Annotated in this window: 5 protein-coding genes and 1 pseudogene; 4 read left to right on the top strand and 2 right to left on the bottom strand. The window is 65.8% G+C overall.

Going from position 1 to position 4,593, the window contains the following annotated elements; all coding sequences use genetic code 11:
• Nucleotides 1-265 precede the first annotated feature (265 nt).
• Nucleotides 266-703, top strand: coding sequence for a hypothetical protein (locus ACIQ7H_RS21815; RefSeq protein ID WP_395795539.1), 438 nt, complete (start codon nt 266-268; stop codon nt 701-703).
• A 68-nt stretch (nt 704-771) separates the two neighbouring features.
• Here ACIQ7H_RS21815 and ACIQ7H_RS21810 read toward each other — a convergent pair whose 3' ends face one another.
• Nucleotides 772-1,146 (bottom strand): DUF1801 domain-containing protein, encoded by a 375-nt coding sequence (locus tag ACIQ7H_RS21810; protein WP_395795537.1) that lies wholly within the window; start codon nt 1,144-1,146, stop codon nt 772-774.
• 37 nt (nt 1,147-1,183) lie between these two features.
• On the bottom strand, nt 1,184-1,501 hold the full coding sequence (locus ACIQ7H_RS21805; RefSeq protein ID WP_395795535.1) for a DUF3817 domain-containing protein: 318 nt from the start codon (nt 1,499-1,501) through the stop codon (nt 1,184-1,186).
• Between the two features lie 620 nt (nt 1,502-2,121).
• Between ACIQ7H_RS21805 and ACIQ7H_RS21800 the strand changes: the two genes are divergently transcribed.
• The 3 genes and pseudogenes from ACIQ7H_RS21800 to ACIQ7H_RS21790 all read left to right on the top strand — a co-directional run bounded on the left by ACIQ7H_RS21800 (nt 2,122) and on the right by ACIQ7H_RS21790 (nt 4,431).
• Nucleotides 2,122-2,397 carry a hypothetical protein gene (locus ACIQ7H_RS21800; protein ID WP_395795533.1) on the top strand — a complete coding sequence of 92 codons (276 nt, stop codon included), beginning with the start codon at nt 2,122-2,124 and terminating at the stop codon, nt 2,395-2,397.
• 251 nt (nt 2,398-2,648) lie between these two features.
• A pseudogene (locus ACIQ7H_RS21795) lies at nt 2,649-2,798 on the top strand (tRNA uridine-5-carboxymethylaminomethyl(34) synthesis GTPase MnmE); the annotation flags it as partial.
• Nucleotides 2,799-2,874: 76 nt separating this feature from the next.
• A complete protein-coding gene (locus ACIQ7H_RS21790; RefSeq protein WP_395795531.1) occupies nt 2,875-4,431 on the top strand; it encodes an N-6 DNA methylase in 1,557 nt (518 codons plus the stop codon).
• Nucleotides 4,432-4,593 lie beyond the last annotated feature (162 nt).

The following is a 4,593-nucleotide window of genomic DNA, read 5'->3' as shown; positions in this document are numbered from 1 at the left end:
GTGCAGCGCGTCTCGACTCAAGCTCCGACCGTCAACTGCTTCCATTTGCCACACCTCCGATCCAAGACCGAAACCTTGACCGCTGGCGGCGCTTGAAGTTCACGGATAATTGGCGCCGGCTCTATAATGGACCCCCTTCGCGTCGTCGGGCCGACGACGCGAGACAATCAATCAGGATGCCTTGCTTGAACAACGGCTGCACACCCGGGCGGCAGCCGGCTTCGCGCGATTCGACTGTGCGTTCCTTCTGGACTCTGTTTAGTGCATGAACATCCCCAAGCCAAGCGAGATCAACGTGTACGGCTCGCTGGACGAGCTGTGTGCATTGAGCGTGTTCCTCGGCAAGACCGTCGACGATGCCGAAGCGTTGTTCCGCGACAACTCAATGCACTGCGCCGAGCTGCTGGTGCATATGGGGCCGCGCGCCCGGCTCTACTACGTGGAGGCCTACCTGCGCTATCTGGCGTCGTCGTCCTCGCGCGACGACCCGGGCGCAGCATCCGGGCTACCGTCGGTCGTCGATGCGCTGATCGAATCCGGCGTGAACCTCGACTCGATCCGCCCGGCCCTGGGTGAAGCGCTGCAGCGCATCAATGCAGAGTTCGCGCGCTATGCGCCGGATCGCATGACCCAGCGCATCTATCGGCATGTGCCGCGCGAGGCACGCGGGGCGCTGCGGAGGCTTTACGCGAAGTCTGGATAGATGACGGCCTCCGCCCCTTTCGCGCTCGGCCGCCATCAGCCTCGCACGCGAACGCGGACGACGAACGCCTACTCCACTGCCAACGCCGCCGCGGCCAGCACGAAGGTCTGCAGCAGCTGAGGATCGACCGCACTGCCGGGCTCGAAGCGCAGGTGGCGGCGATACTTGCCGGAACCCAGCAGCCGCCGCTGCGGATCGGGCAGACGCGCGCCTTGGCTGAACTCCAGCGTCACATGCGACTGATACGCGAACAGCCCGCCAATGGGCTGGGCCGCTGCGTTCGGCGCGAACAGCAGGCCGCCGTATTTGACCTGTTCGGCAGCCTCGGGCAGTGCGGCTTTGACCTCGGCGCGCAGTGCCTGCATCAGCGCGTGGATAGACGGATTGACCGCCTCAAGATCAGCGAGCAGGCGCTCAACACTGGCAGCGGTCGGGCTGGGCACGGGCGGATTCTCTCGGGCTGATGCGGGAAGCGCGAGCTTACTTGAGCGCTTGCGGCGGCACCGTCTGCGCGACCGGCGCCTGCGCCGTGTGCCGCAGGCGCCAGTCCAGCAGCAGGAAGCCGAAGGGCAGCACCGAACAGACCAGTGCCAGCAGCCACATCAGCACCGACCAGCGCTGCAGGTGGCTGACCACCAGCGACATCAGCACGTAGGCCATCCACAGCAGGCCGTGGCCCATGCCGACCGGCCACACGAAGTCGACGCCCAGCTTGGCGCGCGCGGGCATTGCGATCAGCAGCAGAGTGATGAGCGAGCAGCCTTCGATCAGGCTGAGCAGGCGGAAACTCTTGAGCACGGGCGATCTCGACGAAGGTGGATGAGCTGCCGCGCGGGCGGCCGCCGCGAAGCCTACCCAGCCTGCATCCGCTTGCCCACACCGGCGAGCCCAAGCTGAGCAGACGTTCGCAGTTCGGGGGTGCCGTGGCCTCACATGCGCTCGCCCCCACAGCCGCATCGCTTTCTCCGCGTTCACCGCAGGGCGCCGCCCGGCCGGAACCCTCTGCTGTCTGCCAGCGGACGCACACCCTGCGATTTGCCGAAGGCCTCGACCGCCCAAGGTCCGACAGCCGCAAGCGCGCGCGAGCACACCCATCGAAACGCTGCCAAGCCTCGCCAACACCGGCCGCCATCCGCGCCAAGTACATGCCCCCGCGACGGCAGCTTGGGCCAAAGCCGTTGGCTGGACTTTCAACGGGCAGACAGTGTCTGGGCGAGTCCGGCCGACGCGTCGAATGCGAGGCCGTAGGTGCCGGCGCGCAGCGCATGTTGCTGGTTGATCAGGACCGGGTTGTGCGTGGGTTGGCCGAACGGGCGCGCAACCGGCGCTGGCTGGGCCGGATGCGCGGCGCCACGCCGACCACTGACGTACGCGAGGCGAGCCCAGCGGCGCTCCTCATCCAATCAACGAGGAATCACATGGGCAACTTCCTGCTCCATGCCGCACTCGCGCTCGGCCTGATCCTGTCCTTCGCAGCGGCCGCACAAACGCCACCGCCGGTATGCGCGACACCCACCCAGCAGAACTACACTCAGTTGCGCCGCTGTGGTCAGCCTGGAGCACCCGTCTGCAGCCCCAGCGGACAGCCGCTCTGCACCGGAATCGGCTGCTATCAGATGCAGTGCAACTTCTTCGGCTGCGAGCTGGTGTTTACCGCCGCATCGCCGTTCCGTCTGCGCTTCCAGGAGCCCTGAGCGCAGGCGGTGACCCGCTGCCGCGTCCGTGTGGCGGCGGGCCACCTTTGTGTTGGCGGGTTTCGCAGCGGCCAAGCTGCGAAACCCGCGGGCCGCAAACGCATGCGGCGGTCGCGTCTGTTGCCGCTGGTGCAGATCCGGCTCTGCGGATGCAGAGCAGCGGCTCGGGCACGCCGCGCCGCTCGTGTTTATGTGGCTGCCGATTTATGTGGCTGCCGACGCGTGCACACGCTTACCGATACGCTGGTCGCGCTGCGCATCTACGGCTCGCCGAAGGCAGCGGCGAGCTCGCCGCCGAAGACCTGCGCGCCGCGCAGGAAGCCCTGGGCGAGATCCTCGGACGCTTCAGCGCGGACGATCTGCTCGGTCGCATATTCGGCAGCTTCTGCATAGGCAAGTAGAGGAGCCACGAGAGCGGGTGACCCCCGAGGCCACATCGGCAATACTCCGAAGCTGCTTGCAGCACCCACGGAACCCATGTCCTCTGATCTCGTTGCCATCGAAAACCGCCTTTGGGCCACTGCAGACCAGCTGTGGGCGAACACCGGCCTGAAGCCCGCCGAGTTCTCCACCCCGGTGCTGGGCCTCATCTTCCTGCGCTACGCCGACAGCCGCTTCGCCGAGGGCGACGCCCTGCTGGCGTCCAAGGGGCTGGAAGCGGACGATCGCGAGCCGATGGACTACCAGGCCGAGGGCATCCTCTACCTGCCGCCGCAGTCGCGCTTCGCCACCCTGCTTGCCCTGCCCGAGGGCGGCAATCTGGGCCGCGCCATTGCGGATGCCATGGCCGGCATCGAGCAGCACAACCCTGAGCTGAAGGGCGTGCTGCCGCGCGGCTACACCATGCTGCCGAATGCAACCTTGGTCGAGCTGCTGCGTCTGCTTGCGCCGCTGCAGCTGGAAGGCGACGCCTTCGGCAAGGTCTACGAATACTTCCTCGGCAACTTCGCCTTGAAGGAAGGCCAGAAGGGCGGCGTGTTCTACACGCCCACCAGCATCGTGCGTCTGATCGTCGAGATCATCGAGCCCTACCACGGCCGGATATTTGACCCCGCCTGCGGCAGCGGCGGCATGTTCGTGCAATCGGCCGAGTTCGTTCGCCGGCATCACAAGAATGCCACCCGCGAGCTCACCGTATTCGGCACCGAGAAGGCCAGCGACACCGTCAAGCTGGCCAAGATGAACCTGGCCATTCACGGCCTGTCCGGCGACATCCGCGAGGCCAACACCTACTACGAGGACCCGCACAAGGCGGTCACCTCGGTCGGCGGGCGCTTCGACTTCGTCATGGCCAACCCGCCCTTCAACGTCTCCGGCGTCGACAAGGATCGGCTGAAGGAAGACCTGCGCTTCCCCTTAGGCCTGCCCAGCACCGACAACGCCAACTACCTGTGGATCCAGCTCTTCCACAGCGCCTTGAACGATCTCGGGCGCGCCGGCTTCGTCATGGCCAACTCGGCCGGCGATGCCCGCGGCAGCGAGCTGGCCATTCGCCGCCAGCTGATCGAAAGCGGCGATGTCGACGTGATCGTCAGCGTGGGCAGCAACTTCTTCTACACCGTCACCCTGCCCTGCACCCTGTGGTTCTTCGACCGCAACAAGCCCAAGGCGAGGCGCGACCGCGTGCTGTTTCTCGATGCCCGGCCCTTCTTCCGCCAGGTCACCCGCGCCATCCGGGAGTTCACTCCGGCGCAAACCGAGCTCCTTGCCAATATCGTGCGCCTGCACCGCGGCCAGGCCCCAGAGTTCGAGGCCGGCAGCGAGGCCCTGCTGCGCGAGCGCTTCCCTGAGCTGAGCTATGCCGACGTGGCGGGGCTGTGCAAGTCAGCGACGATCGCAGAGATCGAGGCGCAGGGGTGGAGCTTGAACCCGGGGCGGTATGTGGGGGTGGGGGAGCGCGAAGCCGATGACTTCGACTTCGCTGAAAAGTTGGAGACTCTGAACAACGAGCTCGAAGAGTTGAACTTTGACGCTGGAGCCCTTGAGGCAACGATCGCCCGAAACATCCGAGCCTTGCTGGGTGCGACACGATGAAAGATCAGACTGAGCAAGCTCCGCTCGAATCCATTCTGCGGAACGCGTCAACCCCTTTGAGACAGCCTGTTCACCAGATAGCTGTCATTCGTTCTCCTGAGTGGCGGATTCGCTCATGCTTGCGATCTCGTTGCTTCCGAGTTCACTGGGCAGGGTCACGAT

The sequence above is a fragment of the Aquimonas sp. genome, from assembly GCF_044377145.1.
In the GTDB taxonomy this organism is placed as follows: Bacteria; Pseudomonadota; Gammaproteobacteria; order Xanthomonadales; family Xanthomonadaceae; genus Aquimonas.
Note: the sequence above shows the minus strand (reverse complement) of the source record. Positions and strands in the feature narration are given on the sequence as shown.

Coding starts and splice junctions, on each gene's coding strand:
- ACIQ7H_RS21800 (WP_395795533.1), top strand. CDS start 2,122: ATGGGCAACTTCCTGCTCCATGCCGCACTCGCGCTCGGCCTGATCCTG.
- ACIQ7H_RS21815 (WP_395795539.1), top strand. CDS start 266: ATGAACATCCCCAAGCCAAGCGAGATCAACGTGTACGGCTCGCTGGAC.
- ACIQ7H_RS21790 (WP_395795531.1), top strand. CDS start 2,875: ATGTCCTCTGATCTCGTTGCCATCGAAAACCGCCTTTGGGCCACTGCA.